Annotated in this window: 17 protein-coding genes and 1 other RNA gene; 15 read left to right on the plus strand and 3 right to left on the minus strand. The window is 70.1% G+C overall.

Annotated features, from left to right (window positions below; translation table 11 throughout):
• Positions 1-59 precede the first annotated feature (59 nt).
• The gene (locus WFM69_RS14035; protein ID WP_337005682.1) at positions 60-623 is read left to right on the plus strand and encodes a hypothetical protein; all 564 of its coding nucleotides are present in this window, start codon (positions 60-62) and stop codon (positions 621-623) included.
• Positions 624-889: 266 nt separating this feature from the next.
• Complete coding sequence (gene trhO, locus WFM69_RS14045; RefSeq protein WP_337005683.1) at positions 890-1,783, plus strand: oxygen-dependent tRNA uridine(34) hydroxylase TrhO; 894 nt, start codon at positions 890-892, stop codon at positions 1,781-1,783.
• Between the two features lie 30 nt (positions 1,784-1,813).
• Here trhO and WFM69_RS14050 read toward each other — a convergent pair whose 3' ends face one another.
• The 3 genes from WFM69_RS14050 to WFM69_RS14060 are packed head-to-tail and all read right to left on the minus strand — an operon-like array spanning position 1,814 to position 6,259.
• Positions 1,814-4,081 (minus strand): transglutaminase family protein, encoded by a 2,268-nt coding sequence (locus WFM69_RS14050; RefSeq protein ID WP_337005685.1) that lies wholly within the window; start codon positions 4,079-4,081, stop codon positions 1,814-1,816.
• The gene (locus WFM69_RS14055) at positions 4,068-5,258 is read right to left on the minus strand and encodes a DUF58 domain-containing protein (protein ID WP_337005687.1); all 1,191 of its coding nucleotides are present in this window, start codon (positions 5,256-5,258) and stop codon (positions 4,068-4,070) included. Before WFM69_RS14055 ends, WFM69_RS14050 begins: the two co-directional genes overlap by 14 nt.
• Before the next feature lie 11 nt (positions 5,259-5,269).
• Positions 5,270-6,259: an AAA family ATPase gene (locus WFM69_RS14060; RefSeq protein ID WP_337005689.1), complete on the minus strand. Its 990-nt coding sequence runs from the start codon at positions 6,257-6,259 to the stop codon at positions 5,270-5,272.
• Between the two features lie 140 nt (positions 6,260-6,399).
• Between WFM69_RS14060 and ffs the strand changes: the two genes are divergently transcribed.
• From ffs to WFM69_RS14125, 13 genes are all read left to right on the plus strand, one after another.
• An RNA gene (gene ffs / locus WFM69_RS14065) (signal recognition particle sRNA small type) lies at positions 6,400-6,496 on the plus strand.
• Positions 6,497-6,571: 75 nt separating this feature from the next.
• Positions 6,572-7,183, plus strand: coding sequence for a rhomboid family intramembrane serine protease (locus WFM69_RS14070; protein WP_337005692.1), 612 nt, complete (start codon positions 6,572-6,574; stop codon positions 7,181-7,183).
• Positions 7,180-7,878, plus strand: coding sequence for a hypothetical protein (locus WFM69_RS14075; protein ID WP_337005694.1), 699 nt, complete (start codon positions 7,180-7,182; stop codon positions 7,876-7,878). Before WFM69_RS14070 ends, WFM69_RS14075 begins: the two co-directional genes overlap by 4 nt.
• Positions 7,879-7,943: 65 nt before the next feature.
• Complete coding sequence (pta, locus tag WFM69_RS14080; protein WP_337005695.1) at positions 7,944-10,061, plus strand: phosphate acetyltransferase; 2,118 nt, start codon at positions 7,944-7,946, stop codon at positions 10,059-10,061.
• Positions 10,058-11,278, plus strand: coding sequence for an acetate/propionate family kinase (locus WFM69_RS14085; RefSeq protein WP_337005697.1), 1,221 nt, complete (start codon positions 10,058-10,060; stop codon positions 11,276-11,278). The genes pta and WFM69_RS14085 overlap by 4 nt, the downstream gene beginning before the upstream one ends.
• A 100-nt stretch (positions 11,279-11,378) precedes the next feature.
• Positions 11,379-12,149, plus strand: a complete 771-nt coding sequence (locus WFM69_RS14090) for an HAD family hydrolase (protein WP_337005699.1) — start codon at positions 11,379-11,381, stop codon at positions 12,147-12,149.
• On the plus strand, positions 12,146-14,653 hold the full coding sequence (locus WFM69_RS14095) for a glycoside hydrolase family 65 protein (RefSeq protein ID WP_337005701.1): 2,508 nt from the start codon (positions 12,146-12,148) through the stop codon (positions 14,651-14,653). Before WFM69_RS14090 ends, WFM69_RS14095 begins: the two co-directional genes overlap by 4 nt.
• A gap of 165 nt (positions 14,654-14,818) precedes the next feature.
• Positions 14,819-17,071, plus strand: a complete 2,253-nt coding sequence (locus WFM69_RS14100) for a DNA polymerase III subunit gamma and tau (protein ID WP_337005703.1) — start codon at positions 14,819-14,821, stop codon at positions 17,069-17,071.
• Positions 17,071-17,664: a recombination mediator RecR gene (gene recR, locus WFM69_RS14105; protein ID WP_337005705.1), complete on the plus strand. Its 594-nt coding sequence runs from the start codon at positions 17,071-17,073 to the stop codon at positions 17,662-17,664. Before WFM69_RS14100 ends, recR begins: the two co-directional genes overlap by 1 nt.
• Positions 17,661-18,578 (plus strand): DMT family transporter, encoded by a 918-nt coding sequence (locus WFM69_RS14110; RefSeq protein ID WP_337005707.1) that lies wholly within the window; start codon positions 17,661-17,663, stop codon positions 18,576-18,578. Before recR ends, WFM69_RS14110 begins: the two co-directional genes overlap by 4 nt.
• A 110-nt stretch (positions 18,579-18,688) precedes the next feature.
• Positions 18,689-19,969, plus strand: a complete 1,281-nt coding sequence (locus WFM69_RS14115) for an aspartate kinase (RefSeq protein ID WP_337005709.1) — start codon at positions 18,689-18,691, stop codon at positions 19,967-19,969.
• A 180-nt stretch (positions 19,970-20,149) separates the two neighbouring features.
• Complete coding sequence (locus WFM69_RS14120; protein WP_337005711.1) at positions 20,150-21,220, plus strand: aspartate-semialdehyde dehydrogenase; 1,071 nt, start codon at positions 20,150-20,152, stop codon at positions 21,218-21,220.
• An 82-nt stretch (positions 21,221-21,302) separates the two neighbouring features.
• Positions 21,303-22,775, plus strand: coding sequence for a malate:quinone oxidoreductase (locus tag WFM69_RS14125; RefSeq protein ID WP_442928372.1), 1,473 nt, complete (start codon positions 21,303-21,305; stop codon positions 22,773-22,775).
• The last annotated feature ends 8 nt before the right edge of the window (positions 22,776-22,783 follow it).

The following is a 22,783-nucleotide window of genomic DNA, read 5'->3' on the forward strand; positions in this document are numbered from 1 at the left end:
AGAGCGAGGCGTCAAGCCAAGGTTGACATTGCAAATCGTGTCAACCTAAGGTTGACGGTATGGCAGACATGGAATTCACCATCCGTGCGGGGCTCGCCGAGACGATCGCGAAGATCGAGCCCGGCCTGGACGACCGTTTGAGCGAAGAGCCCCTGGCTCACCTGCGCCTCGTCGCGATCCTCGCGAACATCTCTGAAGAAGCGGACGATACGTTGCGCAGTGCCGTCGACGCGGCACGTGCAGTCGGCATGACGTGGGGGCAGATCGGCGACACGGTACATGTGTCGCGGCAGGCCGCACAGCAGCGTTTCGGTCGTCCTGCGCCGACGGTCGACCCCTCGCGGCGTCGGGTCATCACCGTCACCGCGTTCACCGAGATGGAGCGACTCGCGCAGGAAGGGCGGCGCGGATGGCATTCGGTGGGATTCGGCGCCCTTTTCCACGAACTGGCTCCGTCCGACGAACAGTGGCAGCACAAGCGAGTGAGCGTGTTCGCTGGCCATCACGATCTCGAAGCCGACGGCTGGCAGAAGATCGGCGGCGCCTGGTTCCCCTGGGCGTACTACGCGCGTCCCACCGGCACCCCTGTCGACCCTGCAGAACGAGAGGTAGGAGAGGGATGAGGATGAACGATCACGCCATCGAGGTTCGAGGACTCACGAAGAGGTACGGCCAGCAGACCGCAGCGGAGGATCTGTCGTTCATCGTGCCGCGCGGGGCTCCCCGCGCACCCTGATCCTGGACGAGCCGGCGAACGGGCTGGACCTCGGTGGCATCCGCTGGCTCCGCGGCTTCTTCCGCGGATTCGCCGAACGCGGCGGCACTGTGCGATCTAGGTGGCCGCACCGGACGGACGTGCCGGCACAGACGCACCGCGTAAAATCCCAGGGTGGCAACCCCCAAGATCGTCCTCTTCTACGCCTTCACGCCCCTCGCCGACCCCGACGCGATCCGCGTGTGGCAGCGCGACCTCGGCGAGGCGCTCGGTCTGCGCGGCCGGTTGCTCATCTCGAAGGACGGGATCAACGGCACGCTCGGCGGCGATATCCGCGCGCTGAAGAAGTGGTCGCGGTCGTTCCGCGCGTACGCCCCGTTCGCCGACGCCGACATCAAGTGGAGCGAGGGGACGGGAGTGGATGCCGTCGGTCTCAGCCTCGACTTCCCGAAGCTGAGTGTGAAGGTGCGTGACGAGATCGTGTCGTTCGGCGCACCCGGCGAACTGCGCGTCGACGAGCACGGTGTCGTCGGTGGCGGCACGCGGCTGACGCCGGAAGAGCTGCACGCCCTGATGGACGAACGCGGCGACGACGTGGTCTTCTTCGACGGTCGGAACGCCCTGGAGGCGCAGATCGGTCGGTTCCGCGGCGCCGTGGTCCCCGACACCGAGACGACGAGGGACTTCGTGCGGCTGCTCGATTCGGGCGCCTATGACGATCTCAAGGGCAAGCCCGTGGTGACGTACTGCACCGGCGGCATTCGCTGCGAGGTGCTGTCGAGCCTCATGACGGCGCGCGGCTTCGGCGAGGTGTACCAGCTCGAAGGCGGGATCGTCCGCTACGGCGAGAAGTACGGTGATGACGGGCTCTGGGACGGATCGCTGTACGTCTTCGATGGCCGCGGCTCCGTCGACTTCTCCGACCATGCCCGCGTGATCGGGGAGTGCGTGGGGTGCGGTGCTTCGACCAATCGCACCGCGAACTGCCCCGACCTCTCGTGCCGTTCGCAGTTCGTGGTGTGCGAGACCTGCGTCGCGGTGCCCTGCACCGTGCACGCAGCAGCCTGACACTCGCCCAGGCGGAACGCGCGCCCGCGGTCAGGTGGCCGTGCCCGGCTCGGCCGCCCGCACCGCGTACAGCGACCGCGGCAGCACCGCGGCGCGCAGCCTCGTCCCTCGATCGACGCTGCGGTGCAGACTCCGGATCACCTCGCGCAGGGGCCCGGCGAGGTCGTCGTCCACCACCCCCGATTCCGCATAGTTCGCCCGTTCGACGGCGTCCGTCAGACGTCGCAGCGCACCTGCGTCCACCCCGTTCTCGCGCACCAGACCGGCCGCCCGCATGCGCGGGGTGTCCGCGTCGGAGACGGGCAGCTGTAGGTCGATCAGCGTGTCGCGCAGCTCGGCCCACGCGGCGGCCGGGTCGCCGCGGCGGGCACGCTGCATGCGCGTGCGGCGCTCCACGAGGCGGATGAGCGCGGGCAGCAGGAGCAGCACCACGACCCCGAGAGCGATCGCGGTCACGGGCGTCGGGTCGATGCGACGTGCGGCCGCAGCATCGGACGAGTTGTTCTCGGTCTCGCCACGGTCGGCCTGCGGGTCGGTCGTCTCCTCGGGCCTCGGCGCGCTGCTCGGCGCGGGCGCGGACGGATCCGAGCCGCCGCCGTTCTGCGTCACACCCGCCCGGAACGCCGTGGGCACGCCCAGCGACGCCGTGGGCTCGAACGGCACCCACCCGATACCGGGGAACAGCACCTCGGGCCAGGAGTGCAGCTGGTCGCTGGTCACCGAGAACACCGACTCGGTGCCGCGCTTCTCGTCGGTCTTCGCACCGGGGAGGTACCCGACGACGATCCGCACCTGCATGTCGAGGCTCTCCGCCATCAACGCGAACGCACCGGCGAAGTGCACGCAGTACCCGGACCGCACGTCGAGGAACTGCGCGACGGCGTCGGCGCCCGTACCGTCGAAGCCCTCCTCTACCGGTGTCTCCAGCGAGTAGGTGAACTGGGAGCGGAACCAGCTCTGTAGCGTCACGAGCCGGTCGTAGTCGGTGGTCGCGTCGGCGGTGACCTCGGCGGCGAGCTGCGGGATGATCGCGGGAAGGTCCACGGGTTCGGCATCGGGATCGACGACGGGGGCTGCGGCATCGACGGCGCGGATCTGCTCGAGCGTGGGGATGATCCGTGAGGAGGTCACCGTGTAGTCGTTGCCGACCGCATCGGCGGTGCGCGAGAAGAGCGTGCGGTTGTCGGGCGAGACGCGCCACGAACCGCTGAGCCCCTGCACCGCGGTGGCCGGATACGGCACCGGAAGCCAGGAGCTCGACATCCGCAGCACCCGCACCGAGGTGTTCAGCTCTTCTGTCGCGATGTCCTCACCCCATTCCGGGGTGCCGAATCCTTCGCTCTGCGCCTGCAGGTCGCCCTCGTCGGGCTGCCAGACGCGCCCGTCGAAACGCGACAGCGTCGTCAGGCGCAGGTACGGGGCGCTGTCGCCCTTCGCGGCGACGGTGAGCACCTCGACCGGGTTCGGTTGCCGCAGGTCGTCACCGAGGCGCAACGAGGCGTCGACAGTCACGCCCACGCCGTTGCCGGCCATGCTGGTGGCGACCGGAAGCGCAGGCGCGATGACGAGCGTCGTCGCCAGCGCCGCCGCCCCGACGCCGACGGCGACCGAGGTCGACGATCGGCGGGGCGATTCCGGATGCTGGCGCGCGGTGTACCGGAACAGGAGCAGCGCGATCACGGCGAACATCACGAACCAGACGACGTTGGTGTCGCCGAGCGTGATGATCATCGGTGCAGCGCCGACGGCGCCCACGAGCAGGCTCGCCAGCACCGCCGAGCGATGCGCGACCAGGTGATCGAGCAGGATCGCGACGACCGCGAAGCCCGCGCCCATCACGGCCGTGAGTGCGGGGGAGGGATCCAGCGGAGCGGAGCCGAACACGATCGCCTCCCAGGCGGTCGCGCCGAGTGCGCCGAACAGCGCCATCGAGGTCGAGGTGGGGATGATCCCGAGGATCGCGGTGTCGCCCGCTGTGAGCTGCGTGAGCACGGCGATCGCGACGAGGATCTGCGCGCCGAGCGTGACGACGTCGCCGATCCATGCGGCGCGACGACGCAGCAGGTGGCGCACCAGCATCCCGGTGCCCGCCACGGCGAGGATCACGAAGAAGACGGTGAGCGACCACATGCCGGGAGAGATGACGGCGGTGAACGGCCACGTCGAGACGAGGGTGGCCGTGGCGGCGAGCGCCCCCGACCCGACCACGCCGACCCGCTCCTCCCGGTCCCGATGCCACTGCGGAGGCCGCGGGGCGGCGGCGGGCGCGGTGGACGGCGCACGCTCAGCGCGGAACATCGCCGACTCCGATCCGTGCGGACACGGCATCCTCCCAGGCCTCGGCGATGTCCGGGCCGAGAGGCGTCACCGTCCAGCCGTGCGTGGCGGAGGCGTCGGCGGCGCCGGGGAGCAGCTCGGTGCTGAACAGCATCGGCGCGGTCGCTCCGGCCGGGCGCAGCAGCGCGGCGTCCTCCTCGTCGAGGCGACCGGTGATGTACAGCAGGGGGCCCGGCGGGGTCCCTCCGATCAGCGAGGCCAGGTCGCGACTCTCTCCGCGCGGCGCGACCATCGCGAGCGCCACGAGCAGACCGTCCCGGTCGTCCTCATGGCCGCGCAGCGCTCCGAGCAGCGCCCCGCTGCTGTCGATCACGTCGACGCTGTAGCCCTCGGAGGCGAGGTGCACAGCGGCGGAGGCGCAGAGCGACACGGCGGCTTCGAAGGCGGGGTCGGCATCGATGCCGGGTGTCTCCCAACGGCTGCTGCTGCGGTCGAGCACGACGACCGCGTCGGGGCTCGACTCCTCTTCCTCCTGGCGCACCATGAGCTGTCCGCGGTGCGCGGTCGCCCGCCAGTGGATGCGCCGCATCGAGTCGCCAGGGATGTAGCCGCGAGGCGACAGATTGTCGCTGCCCTGGCCGAGTCGGGTGGAGGAGGTGTGCGCCGTGCCTCCGGCCGCTCCGACCCGCACGGCCAGCGGGGCGAGCGCGAAGATCTCAGGGACGACCGTGACGCTGCGGGTGTCGCCGAACGACTGCTCGCGCTGCGCCAGGCCGAACGGGTCGACGGTGCGCAGCAGGAGCGGACCGAGCGGCCACACCCCGCGCCGCACACCGGTGATGAGGTAGGTGAGCTGGCCGGTCTGCGGGGGGTACTCCCCGCCGGCGTCGCCGCTCACCGCCTCGGGAAGCGTGTCGTGCCACAGTCCGCGAGGCACGCGGAGCGCCTTCACGGCGAAGCGGACGGTCACGCGCGAGGTCTCCGACACGGTCAGCAGATCGGTGGAGATCTGCCGGGTGACGGTCCCCGAGCGTCGGGGAAGGCGCACCGCGAGCAGCGAGAACAGGGTGAGTACGGCCAGCAGCACGCCGATGTAGAGCAGGATGCGGGCGCCGAGCAGGTTGGCGGCGATCACGCAGCCCAGTGCAGCGATGAGTGCACCGGCGCCGCGGGCGGTGAGGGATCGGCGTCGTCGCATGATGGTCTCGGTCAGGAACGGGTCGCCACGGGCACCCGCACCCGCTCGACGATCTGGGAGAGCGCGGCTTCGACGGGCTGCGCCCCCGCGCGATGCGCGCCGCGGGCGGGAAGCAGCCGATGCGCGAGCACGGGGATCATCAGGGCGGTGATGTCGTCGGGGATCACGTAGTCGCGTCCGTCGAGCGCTGCCCACACCTTCGCGGCGCGCACCAGCTGCAGTGTGGCGCGGGGGCTCGCCCCGAGATGCAGGTTCGGGTCGACCCGGGTGGCCTGGGCGAGTGCGACGGTGTACTCCTCGAGGGCGGGTGCGACGTGGACGGCGCGCGCCCACGCGATGAGCTGGGCGATGGAGGCGGCGTCGGCCACGGGCGACACGGCCGACAGCGGGCTGACGACGTCGCGCTGACGGAGCATGAGCGCCTCCGCGGCTGCATCCGGGTACCCCATCGAGATGCGCATCATGAAGCGGTCGCGCTGGGCTTCGGGCAGTGCGTAGGTGCCTTCCATCTCGAGCGGGTTCTGGGTCGCGACGACGAGGAAGGGCTCGGGCAGCCGGTGTGTGGAGCCGTCGACCGTGACCTGGCCCTCCTCCATCGCCTCCAGCAGCGCGGACTGGGTCTTGGGCGAGGAGCGGTTGATCTCGTCGGCGATCACGATGTGGGCGAACACGGCGCCGCGCTTGAACTCGAACTCGCGGTCGACGGGGTTGTAGACCGACACCCCGGTCACGTCGCCGGGGAGCAGGTCGGGGGTGAACTGGATGCGGCGCACGGTCGCGTCGACGCTGGCGGCCAGCGCCCGGGCGAGCATGGTCTTGCCGACTCCGGGCACGTCTTCGATGAGCAGGTGTCCCTCGGCGAGGAGGCAGACGAGCGCGCTGCGCACGGCATCCGGCTTGCCGTCGATGACCTGGCCGATGGAGTCGAGGATCGCCGACGTCTGCGCGGCGAAGCGGTCGGCGTCGATCGTCACCGGGATCAGGGGGGAGTTCTCGGGCATTCGTTCCCTCTCGCGTCGGCGCTGCGGTGCGTTACTCGATCGTAACCCTGCGGGAGGGGTACGGCTCTGGCAGGTTCCCCAGAGGATGCGGGCCGGGACGTGCGCGGTTCGGACCACCGCGCGCATCGGGTTAGGATGGATACGGCTCTCCGCGTGGCGGCATCCAGGCCAATTCCCCCAGGGCGGAAACGCAGCAAGGGTAACCGGGCTCTGCTGGGTGCGCGGAGGGTCATTTTCTTTGCCCTGGCGTTCTTTACCCTGGCGCTTCCCCGCACACACTCGACCGTCAGCCGCACCTGCGACAATCGTCCGGTGACCGTCACCCCGGCGCCCCAGGCGCAGCACCCGCTCGGCCGATTCGCCTCGCCCGTGCTCCTGCTCGTCGCGATGTGGGTCGTCCAGTTCGCGGATGCGATCCTCCCCGGCTCTTTCACCGGCTTCGGTCTGCGGTCGTGGGACGTCTCCGGACTCGGGGGGATCGTGCTCGGTCCGCTCCTGCACGCGAACTGGCAGCACCTGATCGCGAACTCCGTGCCGTTCCTGGTGCTCGGCTGCCTGGTCGCGGTCGAGGGCGCCCGCCGGTTCTGGACCGTGACCGCCATCGTCGCAGTGATCGGCGGGATCGGCACGTGGGTGGTGAATGCTCCCGGCACACTGACCGTGGGGGCGTCCGGCCTGGTGTTCGGCTACTTCGGCTACGTGGTGATGCGCGTCTTCGCGCCGGGGCGTGTGGCCCATCGCATCCTGTACGCCGTGATCGCGCTCGTCGTGATCGCCCTGTACGGCGGATCCATGCTCGCCGGGGTCTTCGGGGCCGCCGAGGGGATCTCCTGGCAGGGGCACCTGTTCGGCGCGATCGGCGGCGGCGTCGCCGCGTTCGTCGGGCGGCGACCGCGGGCCGAGCGCGGCGCCCTGACCTCATGAGCGCGGGGCGGGTGCCGTCGCGGGCGAAGCGCGCACCCGCGAAGAAGCCCGCGGCACGGCGGAAGAGGAGCACGGCGCGACGTCGTCGGCCGGCCACCCGGCGACAGACCGCCGCGCGCCTGCGACGGCGGAAGATCCTGCAGCGCGTGCTCCTCTCGGCCGGGGCGGTCGTGGTCCTCGGAGGCCTGCTCGCGCTCATTCCGCTGGGGCTCGCGCGCGACCCCGCGCCCCTCTGCATCGACCAGCCGCAGACCTTCCCCGAGGCGGGGATCGAGGGGTGGCATGGCGAACAGCTCGAGAACGCCGCGACGATCATCCGCACGGCGCAGACCCTGGGCTTCGCGCGGGACGGACAGATCCTCGGCGTCATGACTGCGATGGGCGAGAGCAGCCTGCGCAACATCGACTACGGCGACTGGGAGACGAGCGGGTTCACCAACCCGGACGGCTCGCGCACCTCCAGCATCGGGCTGTTCCAGCAGCAGGACTGGTGGGGGAGCGTCGAGCAGCGCATGGATCCGGCGACCGCGGCGACGCTGTTCTTCGACCGGCTCGGGCGGCTCCCGGACTGGCAGACGATGGCGCCCTCCCACGCGATCCACCGAGTGCAGATCAACACCGACCAGGACTACTACGCGCGATTCCAGACGGATGCCACAGCCGTCGTCGATGCTATGTCCGGCCCCTGCGAGTGAGGTCGTCGCCTTTGTTCCGGGATGACGCCCGGCGGACCGGGGGACGCCCCGCCTAAGCTGGGATCGTGGCGCGAAGTATCTACATCACCTCGGCCGAAGGCCATACCGGCAAGTCGACGATCGCCCTCGGGGCGCTCGACGCCCTGATGCGCGTCTCGCCGCGGGTGGGGGTGTTCCGACCGATCGCGCGCTCGGTCACCGCGCGTGATGAGATCCTCGAGCTGATGCTCGCGCACGACGGCGTGCACCTCGACTACGAGGACTGCATCGGCGTCACCTACGACGATGTGCGCGCCGACCCGGAGGCAGCGCTCTCGACGATCGTGGCGCGGTTCAAGGCCGTCGAGGCGCAGTGCGACTCCGTCGTCATCATCGGCAGCGACTACACGGACGTCGCGAGCCCCGCCGAGCTCGGATTCAACGCCCGCATCGCCGCCAACCTGGGCACCCCGGTGCTGCTCGTGCTGAGCGGCCGCGACCAGCAGCGTCAGGCCGAGCAGCTCGGCACCACCACCGCGCGTCCCGCCGCGGCGATCGCGCAGATCGCCGCGCTCGCGCTGTCCGAGCTCGCCGCAGAACGGGCGGAGCTGTTCGCGGTCGCCGTGAACCGGGCCGACCCCGAGTCCCTGGACGCCATCATCGACGCCGTCCGGTCGGCGCTGCCCGGGGAGCGCACCCCGGTATGGGCGATCCCGGAGGACCGTGCCCTCGTCGCGCCGTCGATCCGGGGCATCCTCGCGGCTGTGGACGGGAAGCTGCTCCAGGGCGACGACGACCGGCTGACCCGCGAGGCGCTGACCATCGTCGTCGCCGGCATGTCGATGGTGAACGTGCTGCCGCGGCTCACCGAGGAAGCGGTCGTGGTGATCCCCGCCGATCGCACCGAGGTGCTGCTGGCCGCTCTGCTCGCGGACTCCTCCGGCACCTTCCCGCGCATCGCCGGCATCATCCTCAACGGACCGTTCCCGCTGCCGGAGCCGATCGTGCAGCTGCTCGACGGCTTCGCATCCTCCGTGCCGATCATCACGACCGATCTCGGCACCTACGACACGGCCGTGCGGGTCATGAGCACCCGCGGGCGCATCTCGGTGGACTCGCGTGCCCGGTACGACCGTGCGCTCGGGCTGTTCCAGGCGCACGTCGACATCGCCGAGCTCACGACGCAGCTGGGGCTCGCGGAATCCCATGTCGTGACGCCGCTCATGTTCCAGTACGGACTCATGGAGCGTGCCCGCGCCGACCGCCGACGCATCGTGCTCCCGGAGGGTGACGACGACCGCATCCTGCGGGCCGCCGCGACACTCCTCGCCCGGGAGGTCGCCGACCTGACGATCCTGGGTGATGAGGGCGCGATCCGCGCCCGTGCCGGCGAACTGGGCGTCGACCTCGCCGCCGCGCAGGTGCTCAGCCCGACCGACCCCGCGCTGGTCGAACGCTTCGCCACCGAGTACGCGCGTCTGCGAGCCCACAAGGGCATCACGCTCGCGCAGGCCGCCGACACCGTGACCGACGTCTCCTACTTCGGCACGATGATGGTGCACCTGGGTCTCGCCGACGGCATGGTCTCGGGCGCCGCGCACACGACCGCGCACACCATCCGTCCGTCGTTCGAGATCATCAAGACCAAGCCCGGCGTGAACGTGGTCTCCAGCGTGTTCCTGATGGCGCTGGCCGACCGGGTGCTCGTGTACGGCGACTGCGCCGTGATCCCCGATCCCACCAGCGAGCAGCTCGCCGACATCGCGATCTCGTCCGCCACGACCGCCCGGCAGTTCGGCATCGACCCGCGCGTGGCCATGCTGTCGTACTCGACGGGCGAGTCTGGGTCCGGCGCCGATGTCGACAAGGTGCGCGCGGCGACCGCGCTCGTGCGCGAGCGGGCGCCGGAGCTGCCGGTCGAGGGGCCGATCCAGTACGACGCGGCGGCGGACGCGGCCGTCGCGAAGGCGAAGCTCCCCGATTCCGCGGTGGCCGGGCGGGCGACGGTGTTCGTGTTCCCCGACCTCAACACCGGCAACAACACCTACAAGGCCGTGCAGCGCTCCGCCGGGGCTGTGGCGATCGGGCCCGTCCTGCAGGGGCTCAACAAGCCCATCAACGACCTGTCCCGTGGGGCGCTGGTCGACGACATCGTCAACACGGTCGCCATCACCGCGATCCAGGCGCAGGGAGATTCCGCATGAGCGCGATCCTCGTGATCAACAGCGGATCCTCTTCGCTCAAGTACAGTCTGATCGACATCGAGCAGGAGAACCTGCTGGCGAGCGGGCTCATCGAGCGAATCGGCCAGGATGCCAGTCCGGTCGCGCACACGGTGCGTCCCGCGGCCGACGGCGACGCGATGCCGACCGTGCTCGACGCGACCTATCGCAGTGATCGCCCGATCGCGGATCACGCCGGGGCGTTCGAGGTCATGCGGGAGCAGTTCGCGGCTCACGGTCCTTCGCTGGAGGAGCACCGTCCCGTCGCGGTCGGACACCGCGTGGTCCACGGCGGCGCGCGCTTCTACGCCCCCACGCTGATCGACGCCGATGTGGAGCGCCAGATCGAGGAGCTCGCGGTGCTCGCGCCCCTGCACAACCCCGCGAACCTCGCCGGCATCCTCGCCGCCCGTGCCGTGTTCGAGGAGGTGCCGCACGTGGCCGTGTTCGACACCGCGTTCCATCAGACGCTCCCGCCCGCGGCCTACACCTACGCGATCGACGCCGCGCTCGCCGCAGAGCACCGGGTGCGCCGCTACGGCTTCCACGGCACGAGCCACCAGTTCGTGAGCGAGTCGGCCGCCGCGTTCCTCGGCCGCGACCTCGCGGGGCTCCGACAGCTGGTGTTCCACCTCGGCAACGGCGCGTCGGTGACCGCGATCGACGGCGGCCGCTCGGTCGAGACCTCGATGGGACTCACGCCGCTGGAGGGACTCGTCATGGGCACGCGCTCCGGCGACATCGATCCCGCGGCGCTCGTGCACCTGTCTCGACGGGCCGGCCTCTCGATCGACGAACTCGACGCGCTGCTCAACACCCGCAGCGGTCTGGCTGGTCTCGCCGGTCGCAGCGACATGCGCGACATCCTCGCCGGGGTTGATGCCGACGACGAGGCCGCGATGCTCGCGTTCGACGTGTACGTGCACCGCCTGCGCGCCTACGCCGGCGCGTACATCGCCCAGCTCGGGGGAGTGGACGTCATCTCCTTCACGGCAGGCGTCGGCGAGAACGCGGCCCCGGTGCGGGCGGCCGCGATGGCGACGCTCGGGTTCGCGGGAGTCGAGATCGATCCGGTCCGCAACGAGGCGCGCGAGCGCGGCATCCGCCGCATCTCCACGGACGCCTCGCCGGTGGCCGTGCTCGTCGTGCCCACCGATGAGGAGCTGCAGATCGCGCGGCAGACGGCCGAGCTGCTCTGATCCGTCCGCGGGGGTTACCCCGTGGCGCGCGACCGCATTACGCTGGCACAGTGGCACGGAGAGGTGCCGGCCCGACGATCGCCCTTCTCCTGGAGGCTCTGTGCCAGAAGCACTGCCCGACCTGTTCCACGCCGACGGCGTGCTCTTCGACCTCGACGGCGTGCTGACCCCCACGGCCGAGGTGCACATGCGCGCCTGGCAGGCCGTGTTCGACGAGGTCTTCGCACGCTGGGGCATCGAGCCGCCATACACCGACGCCGACTACTACGACTACGTCGACGGCAAGAAGCGCTACGACGGGGTCGCCAGCCTGCTGCACAGCCGCAATGTCGAGGTTCCGTGGGGCGAGGTCGACGACGATCCGTCGGAGGAGACCATCTGCGGCATCGGCAACCGCAAGAACGCCGCCTTCGCCGACTCGCTGCGGGGTCAGGGCATCGCGCCGTATCCCGGTTCGCTCGCTCTCGTGGAGCGCCTGCACGCCGCCGGCATCCCGCTCGGCGTGGTGTCGAGCTCGAAGAACGCGGAAGAGGTGCTGGGCGCCGCCGGCATCCGCTCCTTCTTCCGCATCGTCGTTGACGGAGTCGTCGCCGAACGCGAGGGACTCGCCTCCAAGCCCGCCGCCGACATGTTCGCTGCAGGCGCCACCACTCTGGGAGTGCATCCGGCTCGCGCCGTCGCGGTCGAGGATGCCACCTCCGGCGTCGCCTCCGCGTCCGCAGCCGCCATCGCGACCGTGATCGGCGTCGACCGCGGGGCCGGCGCCGACGCCCTCCGCGCGGCCGGGGCGACCGTCGTCGTCGACGACCTGGCCCTGCTCCTCCCCGAAGACAGCACCGACACCCGCACCGACATCCCGGAGACCGCATGATCGACCGCGACCGCTTCCCCGTCGACCCGTGGCGACTGATCGACACGCACTACTCGGAGGAGGGCGTCGGCGAGACGCTGTTCTCCGTCGGCAACGGCTACCTGGGTCTGCGCGGCAACCACATCGAGGGTCGCGGCGCCCAGGAGCACGGCACCTTCATCAACGGCCTGCACGAGACCTGGCCGATCCGCCACGCCGAGCAGGCGTACGGCTTCGCCGAGGTGGGGCAGACCATCGTCAACGCCCCGGACGCGAAGGTCATGCGCGTGTACGTCGACGACGAGCCGATCTCGCTCGACGACGCCGACGTGCGCGAGTACCGCCGCACGCTCGACATGCGCACCGGCGTGCTGACGCGCCACGTGGTGTGGGAGACGCCGTCCGGCAAGCGCGTGCGCATGCGCGACGAGCGCATCGTCAGCTTCGAGGAGCGCCATCTCGCGGTGCTGCGGCTCGAGGTCGTGGTGGAGAACGCCGACGCTCCGGTGACGATCAGCTGCCAGCTGCTGAACCGGCAGGACGGCGCCGGTGTCTACGCGGGAACCCCGATCGGCACCAAGGCCGCCGCATTCGACCCGCGCAAGGCGGAGAAGATCGCCGATCGCGTGCTGGAGCCGGCCGAGCACTGGCAGGACGGACTGCGCTCCGCGCTCTCCTACCGCGTCGCCGATTCCGGGATGACGGTGGCGGTCGTCGCCGATCACATCGTCGAGACCGAGAACGAGTACAACGCCCGCACGCTCGTCGAGCCCGACATCGCGAAGAACGTCTTCCGGGTGCAGGCGAAGGCCGGCGTGCCGATCACGGTCACCAAGCTCGTCAGCTACCACACGTCCCGCGGCGTGCCTCCGCGCGAGCTCGTCGACCGCTGCCGTCGTTCCCTGGACCGTGCCGCACAGGAAGGCGTCGAGACGGTGTTCCGGCGCCAGCGCGAATGGCTCGACGCGTTCTGGGAGCGCAGCGACGTGCAGATCGGCGGACGCGACGACCTGCAGCAGGCCACCCGCTGGTGCCTGTTCCAGCTCGCCCAGGCTTCGGCGCGTGCCGACGGAGCCGGTGTCCCCGCGAAGGGCGTGTCCGGATCCGGGTACAGCGGGCACTACTTCTGGGACACCGAGATCTACGTGCTCCCGTTCCTCACCTACACGTCGCCCCGGTGGGCGTACAACGCGCTGCGCGCGCGGGTCGGGATGCTCCCCGCCGCGCGTCGCCGTGCCGCGCAGCTCAACGAGGCGGGCGCGCTCTTCCCTTGGCGCACGATCAACGGCGAGGAGGCCTCGGCGTACTACGCCGCCGGCACCGCCCAGTACCACATCAACGCCGACATCAGTTTCGCGCTGGGCAAGTACGTGCGTGCGACGGGGGACGAGGAGTTCCTGCGTCGCGAGGGCGCCGACATCGCGATCGAGACCGCGCGCCTGTGGGCGACCCTGGGGTTCTGGCGCGCCTCGCGCCTGGTCGGCGAGGCCGGTGCGGGAGACGGGATCGAGACGTTCCACATCCACGGCGTCACCGGTCCCGACGAGTACACGACCGTCGTGAACGACAACCTGTACACGAACGTCATGGCGCGCTACAACCTGCGCTACGCCGCGAAGATCGTGCGCGAGATCAGAGAGAGCTACCCCGACGACTACGTGAAGCTCGTCGACCGCACGGGCCTCGGCCCCGGCGAGGCCGAGGCATGGGATCGAGCCGCGGAGGCGATGTACATCCCGTACAGCGAGGGTCTGGGCATCCATCCGCAGGATTCCCTGTTCCTGGAGCGCGAGGTGTGGGATCTCGCCAACACCCCCGCCGAGCAGCGTCCGCTGCTGCTGCACTTCCACCCGCTGGTGATCTACCGCTTTCAGGTGCTGAAGCAGGCGGATGTCGTGCTGGCGCTGTTCCTGCAGGGCAATCACTTCACGCCCGAGGAGAAGAAGGCCGACTTCGACTACTACGACCCGCTGACCACGGGAGACTCGACGCTCTCCGCGGTCGTGCAGTCGATCCTCGCGGCCGAGGTCGGCTACCAGGACCTCGCGCAGAAGTACTTCGAGCAGTCGCTGTTCGTCGATCTGCACGACCTGCACCACAATGCGGCCGACGGCGTGCACGTCGCCTCCGCCGGTGGGGTGTGGACGGCCCTGGTGTGCGGTTTCGGCGGCATGCGCGACTACGCCGGAGACCTGAGCTTCGACCCGCGGCTGCCCGCGGCGTGGCCGTCGTTGTCGTTCCCGCTGCAGTGGCAGGGGTCAACGCTGCACGTCACCGTGACGAAGGACGAGCTGCGCGTGCAGGTGCGCAGTGGTCCTCCCGTGCCGTTCAGTGTGCGCGACACCGCGTACATCGCGACCACCGAGGCCGAGGTCGTGGTGCCGCTCGCGGATCAGGGGCCGCTGATCCCGGGCCGACCCACGCTGCGTCAGTTCGCCGACGCCCGACGCGAGGACGGCACGCGCATGTCCGCGTCCGTCCCGGTGATCACGACGACGATCCCGGTGATCGAGCCGATCGACTGACCGGTCTCTCTTTCTCCGCCTTTCGCCGCGCGAGCCACCCCTCTCTGCGCGAGCCACCCCGTTGCGTGCGCACGCAACGGGGTGGCTCGCATGAAAGGGGGTGGCTCGGGCTTCCGGGAGGAGGCCGGCCCGCCGAAGGTCGGTGGCACGCCGTAGGCTGGTGTGGTGACCACAGCCCTCTACCGCCGCTACCGCCCCGAAGCATTCGGCGAGATGATCGGGCAGTCGCAGGTGACCGATCCGCTCATGACGGCGCTGCGCGGCGACCGGGTCGGCCACGCCTACCTGTTCTCCGGTCCTCGCGGCTGCGGCAAGACCACCTCTGCCCGCATCCTGGCCCGTTGCCTGAACTGCGCCGAGGGGCCGACCGACGTGCCCTGCGGCGTGTGCCCGAGCTGCGTCGAGCTGTCTCGTGCCGGCGGCGGATCGCTCGATGTGGTCGAGATCGACGCCGCGAGTCACAACGGTGTCGACGACGCGCGCGACCTGCGCGAGCGGGCCACGTTCGCCCCCAGCCGCGACCGGTACAAGATCTTCATCCTCGACGAGGCGCACATGGTGACCCCGCAGGGGTTCAACGCGCTGCTCAAGCTCGTCGAGGAGCCGCCGGAGCACGTGAAGTTCATCTTCGCGACCACCGAGCCCGAGAAGGTGCTCGGCACCATCCGCTCGCGCACCCACCACTACCCGTTCCGGCTCGTGCCGCCCGCGGCCATGCTCGAGTACGTCGAGAAGCTGTGCGCCGAGGAGGGTGTGATCGTCGAGCAGGGCGTGCTGCCTCTCGTCGTCCGCGCGGGCGGAGGGTCGCCGCGTGACACGCTGTCGCTGCTCGACCAGCTGATCGCGGGTTCCGACTCCCCGGCGGGATCCGAGACCGTCACCGTCGGCTACGCACGCGCCGTGGCGCTGCTCGGCTACACGCATGCCGCCCTGCTCGACGAGATCGTGGACGCGCTCGCCGGGGGCGATGCCGCTGCCGCGTTCCCCGCGATCGACCGCGTCGTGCAGACGGGTCAGGATCCGCGTCGCTTCGTCGATGATCTGCTTGAACGTCTGCGCGACCTCATCGTGATCGCCGCTGTCGGCGCGGGGGCTTCCGCGGTGCTCCGAGGGATCGCCGACGACGAGCTCGACCGCATGCGTCGTCAGGCTGAGGCGTTCGGTGCGTCGCGTCTGTCGCGCACAGCCGATGTGGTCAGCGCCGCCCTCGACGACATGTCGGGTGCGACGTCACCGCGCCTGCACCTCGAACTCATGGTCGCTCGCGTCCTCGCGAGCGCGACGGATGCCCCGGCTGCATCCGTCGAGGGCGCTTCCGCCCCGGCCCGGACAGGGCCCGCATCGGCGACGGCACCTGCTCCCGCGCAGCCCGCACCCGTGCCGTCGACGCCCGTCGCCGCTGCGCCCGTTCAGGCACCTGTGCCCGTTCAGACACCTACGCCCGCCATCGCCGCGGAGGCTGCTCCGGCGGCACCGGCGGCGGCACCGACCGCCCCGCCCGTCGAAGCGGCCGCACCGGCCCCGGCTGCCGCGCCCGAACCCGTCGTCCCGCAGGGACCGGTCACGTTCGAGCGCATCTCGGCATCCTGGCCGGCGGTCCTCACCCGGCTCGAGGGCATCAGCCGCACGTCCTGGTTGCTGGCCACGGCCGTGCAGCCGCTCGCCTACGTGACCGACACCGAGGTGCTGACGCTCGGGTTCACGAGTCAGCACGACGTCGCGAAGTTCAAGGGCAACACCCCGGGCTCCGGGCCGTCCGATCACCTGCGATCCGCGATCGAGCATGAGCTCGGCGTCAAGGTGAAGTACCTTCCCGCGCCGATGCCCGCCGGCGGTGCCCCGCGCCAGCCCGCGGCATCCGGTTCTTCGGCACCGGCCGACGCCGCTCCCGCATCGGAGCCTGCGTCAGCGGGTTCTCCCCGCTCACAGACCCGTGGCGCGTCGGCATCGGCGGTGACGGAGTGGGCGGTCGCGCCGATCCCCACGACGCACGACACCGACCCGAGCGCGCCGGCGCCTGCGCCGCCGCTGCCGGTCGACGACGAACCTGAGGAGGTCGAGGCCGCGGCATCTGCGCCGCTTCCGCCGTCCGACGGTGCGATCGATCGCGACGAGCCTCCGCTCCCCGGCGACGACGACGCCCCGGCCTACGACGACGAGCCCCCGTACGATCCGGCGTACGAGCCGCCGATGCCGCGGCAAGCTCCCTCCGCCGCGCCGACTCCTTCCACCCCGCCGGCTCCCTCCGCCGCGCCGACTCCACAGGCGCAGCGCGCCGCCGCCGCGGCACCGGTCGTCGTCGAGCGCTCGCCCTCCGTCGGGGGAGTGCAGCGCTACGGTGAGGCCGTGATCCGCCAGGTGCTCGGCGCGACGTTCGTGCGCGAAGAGCCCTACGAGCCCCCGACGAGGTTCTCCTGATGTATGACGGAATCGTTCAGGAACTGATCGACGAGTTCGGTCGGCTCCCCGGCATCGGTCCGAAGTCCGCCCAGCGGATCGCGTTCCACATTCTGCAGACGCCGACGTTCGACGTCGCGCGTCTCGCCGAGCTGCTCAGCGAGATCCGCGCCCGCGTGCGGTTCTGCGAGGTGTGCGGCAACGTCTCCGAGCAGGAGCGCTGTGCGATCTGTCGCGACCCGCGCCGCAGTCAGGCACTGATCTGCGTGGTGGAGGACGCGAAGGATGTGGCCGCGATCGAGCGCACCAGGGAGTTCCGCGGGCTCTATCACGTGCTCGGCGGGGCCATCAGCCCGATTGCGGGCATCGGCCCGGACGACCTGCGCATCGCTCAGCTCATGACCCGTCTGGCCGACGGCACGGTGCAGGAGGTCATCCTCGCCACCAACCCGAACCTCGAGGGGGAGGCGACGGCGAGCTACCTGAGCCGTCTGCTGACGACCATGCAGATCACGGTGTCGCGCCTCGCCTCGGGGCTGCCCGTCGGCGGCGATCTCGAGTACGCCGACGAGGTCACGCTCGGGCGTGCGTTCGAGGGTCGGCGCATCCTGTGAGCCCGAACGCGGGTTTCTCGCGTCGAGGATGGTTGCTCTTCGGAGCGATGGCGCTGCTGTGGGGCGTGCCGTATCTGTTCATCAGTGTCGCGGTCGAGTCGTTCTCGCCGCCGGCGATCGTGGCGGGGCGCACGCTCATCGCCGCGCTGCTCCTGCTGCCGTTCGCCCTCCGCAGCGGCGCCCTGCGCGCGGCGCTGAAGCACTGGCCGTGGGTGCTCGCGTTCGGGGCGGTCGAGATGGCGGGGCCGTTCCTGCTGCTCGGCCACGCCGAGATGACGCTGCCGTCCGGGATGACGGGCCTGCTCGTGGCGACGGTTCCGCTGTTCGCCGCACTGATCGCGCTCGGCGGGGGCGACCGCGGGGTGCTGCGGCCCGCCAGGGGCATCGGTCTGCTCGTGGGATTCATCGGCGTGGCGATCGTCGTCGCGGGCCCCGGTCTCTTCGGCGGCGAGGTGAGCCTGCTCGCCGCGGGTGAGGTGCTGCTGGTCGCGGTGCTCTATGCGATCGCCCCCTTCATCGTGGCGCGCAAGCTCAACGACGTCCCCTCGCTGGGCACCATCACGCTGTCGCTGCTCATGATCGGCATCGTCTATCTTCCGATCGGCCTCCTCACCCAGCACCAGGTGCCCACGCTGCCGTCGATCGCGGCGCTCCTCGCGCTCGCGGTGATCTGCACGGCCGTGGCGTTCCTGGCGTTCTTCGCGCTCATCCGCGAGGTGGGTCCGGTACGGGCGCCGCTGTTCACCTACGTCAACCCGGTGGTCGCGATCGTCCTCGGCGCGATCGTCCTCGCCGAACCGCTGACCCCCGGTCTGCTGCTCGGCTTCCCGCTGATTATCGTCGGCTGCTGGTTCGCGGCCACCGGCGGTCGTCTCCGCCCGGTCTCGCCCGAGGCGCTCCCTCCCGCTCTCTGATTCCTCCCCGCGCGCGCACCACCGGGCGTCGTGACACATGCGCAATGGAGCATACGGACGCTCCGTAGAATGAGCGTGGGCGGATCCGCCCGTCATCCCAGGGAGTGATCGTGGCCCTCATCGTGCAGAAGTACGGCGGCTCATCCGTCGCCGACGCAGAGAGCATCAAGCGCGTCGCCAAGCGCATCGTCGACACACGCCGTGCCGGTCACGACGTGGTCGTGGCGGTCAGCGCGATGGGCGACACCACCGACGAGCTGCTCGACCTCGCGAACGAGGTCGCGCCGATCCCCGCTCCGCGCGAGCTCGACATGCTCCTCTCCAGCGGAGAGCGCATCTCGATGGCGCTGCTGGCGATGGCGATCCATTCGATGGGCTTCGAGGCGCGCTCCTTCACGGGCAGCCAGGCGGGCATGATCACCGACTCGCAGCACGGTGCGGCTCGCATCGTCGATGTCACCCCTGTGCGCCTGCGCGAAGCTCTCGACGAGGGTGCGATCGTGATCGTCGCAGGCTTCCAGGGCTTCAACCGCGACACCCGCGACATCACCACGCTCGGCCGCGGCGGCTCCGACACCACCGCCGTCGCGCTCGCGGCCGCGCTCGACGCCGACGTGTGCGAGATCTACAGCGACGTGGACGGCATCTTCACCGCCGACCCGCGCGTGATCCCGAAGGCGCAGAAGCTCGATCACGTCTCCAGCGAGGAGATGCTCGAGCTGGCCGCGAACGGCGCCAAGGTGCTCTACATCCGCGCCGTCGAGTACGCACGCCGTCACGGCGTCCTGATTCACGCTCGGTCGACCTTCTCGTCGTCCGAGGGCACTTACGTTCTGGGCGAGGGCATGAAGAACCCTCGCGAAGCCGAGGGAGCAGTCATGGAAGAACCGATCGTCGCCGGCGTCGCCACCGACTTCAGCCAGGCCAAGATCACGGTCGCGGGCGTGCCCGACGTGCCGGGCAAGGCGGCCGAGATCTTCAAGATCGTCGCGAAGTCCGGCGCGAACGTCGACATGATCGTGCAGAACGTGTCGGCGACGGGACGCACCGATATCTCCTTCACGGTCCCCAAGGCCGATGCGGCGGCAGCGCTCAAGGCGCTGGCCGGCGATCAGGCCGAGGTCGGCTTCCAGAACCTGATCCACGACGACCAGATCGGCAAGCTGTCGGTGGTCGGCGCGGGCATGCGGACGCACTCGGGTGTCTCGGCGACGCTGTTCGAGGCGCTGTCGGCGGGTGGCATCAACATCGAGATGATCTCGACCTCCGAGATCCGCATCTCCGTGGTGCTGCGCGACACCGACCTCACCGAGGCGGCCCGCACCGTGCACACCGCCTACGGGCTCGACGGCGACGCCGAGGCCACGGTGCACGCCGGCACCGGCCGCTGATCTCTGCCATCCGTCACCGCATTCCTGCCGACCGGGCAGGAGGTCGGGGCCACGCGGCAACGCCCCACCCGGTCGCGGTAGACTCGCCGAAACCCTGCCACCGGCGCCAGGCGCAGCCTCAGCACCCCGACGCCGCGCCCGAAGCCTCGTACGCAGTACCGCACGACGCCAAGGAACATCATGACCCGCATCTCCGAATCAGGACTCTCCGTCGCCATCGTCGGCGCCACCGGCCAGGTGGGCACCGTGATGCGCGAGATTCTCGCCGAGCGGTCGTTCCCGATCCGCGACCTGCGTCTGTTCTCGTCGGCTCGTTCTGCGGGCACGGCGATCGAGTTCGGTGGCGCGACGGTCATCGTCGAAGACGTGGAGACGGCGGATCCTTCGGGCATCGACATCGCCCTGTTCTCGGCCGGTGCCACCGCGAGCCGTGCCTACGCGCCGCGTTTCGCCGCTGCGGGCGCCGTGGTCGTCGACAACTCCAGCGCCTGGCGCATGGACCCCGAGGTGCCCCTCGTGGTCAGCGAGGTCAACCCGCACGCGATCGACGAGCGCCCGAAGGGCATCATCGCCAACCCGAACTGCACGACCATGGCCGCGATGCCGGTGCTGAAGGTGCTGGATGCCGAAGCCGGTCTCGAGCGTCTGATCGTGTCGACCTACCAGGCGGTGTCGGGTTCGGGTCTCGCCGGGGCGCAGGAGCTCCTCGGCCAGGTCGAGGGCGTCCTCGCGCAGGGTGACACGCTCCGCCTCGTCCACGATGGCTCGGCCGTCGACTTCCCGGAGCCCGAGAAGTACATCGCCCCGATCGCGTTCGACGTGATCCCCTTCGCCGGCAACCTCGTCGACGACGGCGACAACGAGACCGACGAGGAGAAGAAGCTCCGCAACGAGAGCCGCAAGATCCTCGAGCTGCCGGGTCTCCGCGTCGCCGGTACCTGCGTGCGCGTCCCGGTCTTCACGGGCCACTCGCTCTCCATCAACGTCGAGTTCGCCCGCGATATCACGCCCGAGCGTGCTCGCGAGGTGCTGAGCGCAGCCCCCGGCGTCGTCCTCGACGAGGTCCCGACGCCGCTGCAGGCCGCGGGCAAGGACCCGAGCTTCGTGGGGCGCATCCGCGCCGACCAGTCCGCGCCGGAGGGCAAGGGGCTCGTGCTGTTCCTCAGCAACGACAACCTGCGCAAGGGTGCTGCGCTGAACGCGGTACAGATCGCGGAGATCCTGGCCGAGCGCCTCGCCGTCATAGCCTGACCGCATACCCTCATACGGAAGCGGTCTGGTGGGACGCCGTCGCATGGTCTGCGGCGGCGCGCCCGCGAACTAGACTGGCTCGGTGACTGAAAACGTCGATGTCGTCCTGATCGGCGGTGGCATCATGAGCGCCACCCTGGGTACTCTCCTGCACGAGCTGCAGCCGGAGTGGAAGATCGTCGCCTTCGAGCGACTCTCCGAGGTGGCTCAGGAGAGCTCGAACCCGTGGAACAACGCCGGCACGGGCCACGCCGCCCTGTGCGAGCTGAACTACATGCCGCAGCAGGGCGATGCGCCCCTCGACCCCGCCAAGGCGGTGTCGATCAACGAGCAGTTCCAGCAGAGCCGCCAGTTCTGGTCGTCGCTGGTCGAGAAGGGCGTGCTCGACGCGCCGTCGACATTCATCAACGCGACCCCGCACATGACGTTCGTCCGTGGCGAGAAGGATGTCGCGTATCTCAAGGCCCGCTACGAGGTGCTCAAGGAGCAGCCCCTGTTCGCAGGCATCGAGTACAGCGAGGACTCCCGAGTCATCAACAAGTGGGCGCCCCTGCTCATGCAGCAGCGCCGCAAGGGTGAGCCGTTCGCAGCGACGCGCGTGCCGGCCGGCACCGACGTCGACTTCGGCGCCCTGACCCACCAGCTGTTCGACCACCTCACCGAGTCGGGCGTCACGCTGCGCACGAACCACGAGGTGCGCAGTCTGAAGAAGCAGAAGGACGGCACCTGGCTGGTCAAGTACCGCAACAGCATCGGGCACACGCCGAACGAGGTCAGGGCGCGCTTCGTGTTCGTCGGGGCCGGTGGCTGGGCGCTCAAGCTGCTGCAGAACTCGGGTATCCCCGAGATCAAGGGCTACGGCGTCTTCCCGATCGGCGGGCAGTTCCTCAAGACCAGCAACCCGACGATCGTCGCGCAGCACAAGGCGAAGGTCTATTCGCAGGCCTCGGTCGGCGCTCCGCCCATGTCGGTCCCGCATCTCGACACCCGCGTCGTCGACGGTGAGGCGTCGCTCATGTTCGGGCCGTTCGCGACGTTCAGCCCGAAGTTCCTCAAGAACGGCTCGATGCTCGACATCGTGTCGCAGGTGCGCACGCACAATCTGCTGCCGATGCTCCAGGTCGCGGTCAAGAACCCCGACCTGATCACGTACCTGATCGGTGAGCTGCTCAAGAACCACGCGAAGAAGGTCGACAGCCTCCGCACGTTCATGCCGACCGCGAAGGATGAGGACTGGACTCTCATCGACGCCGGACAGCGCGCCCAGGTCATGAAGAAGGACCCGAAGAAGGGCGGCATCCTGCAGTTCGGCACGGAGGTCGTCGCGGCGTCTGACGGATCGATCGCGGGTCTGCTGGGTGCTTCGCCCGGGGCCTCGACGGCGGTGCCGATCATGCTCGACCTGCTCAAGAAGTGCTTCCCTGCGGAGTACCCGGGCTGGGAGCCCGAGCTGCGCGCGCTCATCCCGACGTTCGGCGAGAAGCTGAACGACGATGCGGCGCTCGCGGAGGAATCGACCACGGCGACGGCCGCCGCTCTCGGCATCAACGTCTGAGGTCGCAC

The organism is Microbacterium sp. LB12 (genome assembly GCF_037150835.1).
Classification (GTDB): domain Bacteria; phylum Actinomycetota; class Actinomycetes; order Actinomycetales; family Microbacteriaceae; genus Microbacterium.